Raw genomic sequence first — 4,063 nt, 5'->3', positions numbered from 1 at the left:
AAGATATAAAGAAGAACACGATTTCAAACCTAAAGAACTTACTCGCCTCCGTTCACTTTTAGTAGATGAAAAACAATTAGCAAAATTCGCAGTTCAATTAGGAATTGGCGAAAAAATGCGCTTAGGTAAAGGTGCAGAATTAGGTAAAGGTGCAGAAAAAGATGGTGGTAGGGAAAATCCAGCTTTACTTAGTGATACTTTAGAAGCAATAATTGGAGCCTATTTTCTTGACTCAACTTTGATGAAAGTCCGCTCTTTTGTGAAGAAAATTTTTGAACCTGTTGCAGACGATCTAATGTCTTTAGACAATGATTTAGTAGATACTAAAGCTAAATTTCAACAATGGGCATTAGAAAAAATTGAAAAAATTGAAAAAATTCCTAAATATGAATCTAATAAATGTGGTGGTTCAGACGATAAACCTATTTTTTTGTCTGAAGTATTTGTGGCTGATATAAAGTATGGTCAAGGTGAAGGTGGTAGTAAAAAAGATGCGGAAAAACGTGCTGCTGAAAATGCACTAGCTAAATTAAAACAAGAAGGATTAATATAGATAAATATCAATAAACTGAAAATTGACAAATGATAGATAAAATACCCGACTTCAAAAATCAAGAACTTTTAAAACAAGCTTTAACCCACCGTTCTTATTTAAACGAAAATTATGGGGATGAAGAAGACAACGAAAGTCTAGAATTTCTCGGCGATGCCGTACTAGGTTTCTTAGTAGGAGAATTACTATATAGAAGATATAAAGAAGAACACGATTTCAAACCTAAAGAACTTACTCGCCTCCGTTCACTTTTAGTAGATGAAAAACAATTAGCAAANTTAGGTAAAGGTGCAGAAAAAGATGGTGGTAGGGAAAATCCAGCTTTACTTAGTGATACTTTAGAAGCAATAATTGGAGCCTATTTTCTCGACTCAGGAATTACCCCAGTTCGTGCCTTTGTCAAAAAACTATTTAGACCAGTGGCAGATGATATAATTTTTCCTGATTCTGAGGATAATTCACCACAAAATGATTTAGTAGATACTAAGGGTAAATTTCAACAGTGGGCATTAGCAAAATTTAGAGAAAATCCTAAATATGAATCTAATGATGGAGAGGGTCCAGACCATGCTAAAATATTCACTGCTGAAGTTAGAGTTAGGGGAAAATTATATGGTGTTGGTAAAGGGAATCGTAAACAAGAAGCTGAAAAAAGTGCAGCGGAAAAAGCTTTGAAAAAAGTAGGATTAATTTGAGGAAGGAAGAGTTTAATAATTAATAATTAACAATTAATAATTATTAATTNATTAATTACCTCTTCTGTAATATAAGGATTGGCTACAAGGATTTTGTTTCTTTTTTTTCCATGAATTGAGAGGCTTTATACCTTAATTTTTCGGCAATAGGGAAGAAGGTATCACGAAGTATTTAATTTGAGCAAGTACCATCATTGATGATTTTAAGTATCTCAATTTTTTGGCTTTGAAATTAAGCAACCTAGAATGAAAGAGTAAAATTGAACAAGCATTATCATTCATTTCCATGAATATCTGAATTTTTCAGAAGTAGGAATAAAGAAAGAGGAAATTTGATAAACCTCCAAGATAAATTCTTTTTAATCTCTGAATTTTTCTACTTATAAATTTTAGTTTATGTTCAGACTAGGTTAAGATAATTTCAGTAAATAAAATATTTAATTGGGTGTATTAAGCTAGTAAAAATGTCAAAATTAGACATATAGCTTTTTTCTAGTCTCTGAGACTTTATAGTAAATAAATTTTGATTTGAAAAAAACCGTAGGGGTTTAGTCTCCAAACCCAAGCAAAAATGAAATTTGGGGACAAAACCTTTACAAGAAAATAGTACAACTTATTCTAAGATTGCTATAATAAAATTTGCACGAAAANGAAAAAAACCGTAGGGGTTTAGTCTCCAAACCCAAGCAAAAATGAAATTTGGGGACAAAACCTTTACAAGAAAATAGTACAACTTATTCTAAGATTGCTATAATAAATTTTGACTGAAAATAACCAAGTAAATAAGGTCAATAGTCTCTCTTTTCAAAGATATAAAAAAGGAAATTTCCGATTTTATTGTCTCCCTATTACTTTAGTAAACTGACACAACTAATAGATGTGCATGAGGGCGAGTTGATATTGCTTAGAGTAAGCATTAAAATTCTAGCTAAAAGCAGCCTCTACTATGGATAATTAATAATTAATAATTACCTTTTGTTAAAGCCGACAGATAGAAATCAAGTACGAAAATCTCCTAGCACTTTTTTCTTGTTCTTGCCGAGAGACTTTCAACCTAATAAGAATTATTCATTAATTTACAACCCGCCTCTACTATTGCAACATTTTAGCTGTGTCGGTCTAGTAGGTACTAATAATTAGGGTTTGCTGAAAAAGTTTTTTTCAGGAAGTAAAGGAATAATTTTTTTTGCCCAACTATGCGTCAGAAATACGCTTCTTTTTGATTTTTCGGGAACCGTGCATCAAGAGCTGAAAAGGAGGTACTTTTTCAAGACCTAAAAATGCTAAAATCTTTATCTGTCAATCCTTTTATATTTAATCAGGAAGCCCTAATTAATAACTGAAAAAGCTGATAACTGATAACTGATAACTGAAATGACCGATCGCCCAAGCTCCCGTCAAGAATTATATGCTCGTATTCGTGAAATAGGTCGCGAAGAATTTATCCTGGAAGAAATGGTTCGTTATGGTTTTTGGCCTGAAGGTGAGGAAATACCTGAAGACCCACCTGATGAAATTGAGCGTCGTGGGGAACTAGAAAAACAACTGCGAAAACTCCGCCAAGAAAATGCTCGCCTTTCCAGTCAAAAGAAACTCCGTCAAGAAGCTTACAAACAAAGATTAGCTGAGTCTCGTCGTAAACAACAAGAAAATAAAGAACGTCGGGAGCGAGAAAGACAAGAACGTGCCGAAGCCTGGCAAGAACAAAAAGAAAATGACATTATTTATCTTGGGGAAGGAGTATCCGGAGGACTTAATAATATTGATGGGAATATTTCCCGTCTCGAAACTTATGACCTCCCCATTCTTAATACTGCCCAAGATATAGCTACTGCCATGGATATTACTGTGGGAGAACTTCGGTTTCTGGCATTTTCCCGCTCTACTTCTACAGTTTCTCACTACATTCGTTTCAAAATTCCTAAAAAAATAGGAGGAGAAAGGCAAATATCTGCTCCGATGCCACGTTTGAAAAATGTTCAAATTTGGATACTTGACAATATTCTCTGTAATATTCCACTCCATGAAGCAGCTCACGGTTTTCGCGCCGGACATTCTATTCTGACTAATGCCGAACCTCATGTCGCTGCGGATGTAATTATTAATTTTGACCTGAAAAATTTTTTCCCTTCTATTTCTTACAAGCGGGTTAAAGGGTTATTTTGTTCATTGGGTTATTCTGAAGCTGCTGCTACTATTTTTGCCCTCCTTTGTACTGAACCGGATGTGGCAGAAGTCGAGTTAGACGGACAAACTTATTATGTAGCTCAGAGCGAACGCCACTTACCTCAAGGTTCTCCTGCTAGTCCGGCAATTACTAATATAATGTGTCGTCGCTTGGATAAACGTCTGAGTGAAATGGCAGGGGAACTTGGTTTTGTCTATACTCGTTATGCTGATGACTTGACTTTTTCTGGTTCGGGAGATAGTCTCCGACAAATTTGCAATATTTTCCACCGTACTGAATCTATTGTTAGCCATGAAGGGTTTATTGTCAATGAGGAAAAAACGAGAATTCTTCGGCGCAAGTCTAGTCAACTTGAAGTTACTGGTGTTGTGGTGAATGAGTTTCCGACTATTTCTCGGAAAGAGTTGAAGAAATTTCGGGCAACTTTGTATCAGATAGAAAAGGATGGACCCCAAGGGAAGAGGTGGGGTAATGCTGATGATGTGATGGCTGCGATAGAGGGTTTTGCTAATTTTGTGGCGATGGTAAACCCGGAAAAAGGTGGGGAGTTAGTGGCGCGGGTGAAGGAAATTAAACAAAAATATGGTAGGAGCAGTAGGGGAGTAAGGGAGTAGGGGAGTGGGGGAG

3 protein-coding genes and 1 pseudogene are annotated in these 4,063 nt (G+C 35.4%); all 4 read left to right on the top strand.

The genetic code is table 11. The features are described from left to right. Nucleotides 1-553 (top strand): ribonuclease III family protein (locus tag AFK68_RS07385; RefSeq protein ID WP_094672196.1); only part of this gene is annotated, 553 nt, incomplete at its 5' end. A 29-nt stretch (nt 554-582) separates the two neighbouring features. Next, nucleotides 583-830, top strand: a pseudogene (locus AFK68_RS41210) (ribonuclease III domain-containing protein); the annotation flags it as partial. A gap of 1 nt (nt 831) precedes the next feature. Beyond that, nucleotides 832-1,248: ribonuclease III family protein (locus tag AFK68_RS41205; protein ID WP_246844048.1), on the top strand; the 417-nt coding region annotated here is incomplete at its 5' end. A gap of 1,374 nt (nt 1,249-2,622) precedes the next feature. Then, a complete protein-coding gene (locus AFK68_RS07375; RefSeq protein ID WP_094672194.1) occupies nt 2,623-4,050 on the top strand; it encodes a reverse transcriptase family protein in 1,428 nt (475 codons plus the stop codon). Nucleotides 4,051-4,063 lie beyond the last annotated feature (13 nt).

The sequence above is a fragment of the Hydrocoleum sp. CS-953 genome (assembly GCF_002260545.1).
Classification (GTDB): Bacteria; Cyanobacteriota; Cyanobacteriia; order Cyanobacteriales; family Microcoleaceae; genus Trichodesmium.
Note: the sequence above shows the minus strand (reverse complement) of the source record. Positions and strands in the feature narration are given on the sequence as shown.

Coding starts and splice junctions, on each gene's coding strand:
- AFK68_RS07375 (WP_094672194.1), top strand. CDS start 2,623: ATGACCGATCGCCCAAGCTCCCGTCAAGAATTATATGCTCGTATTCGT.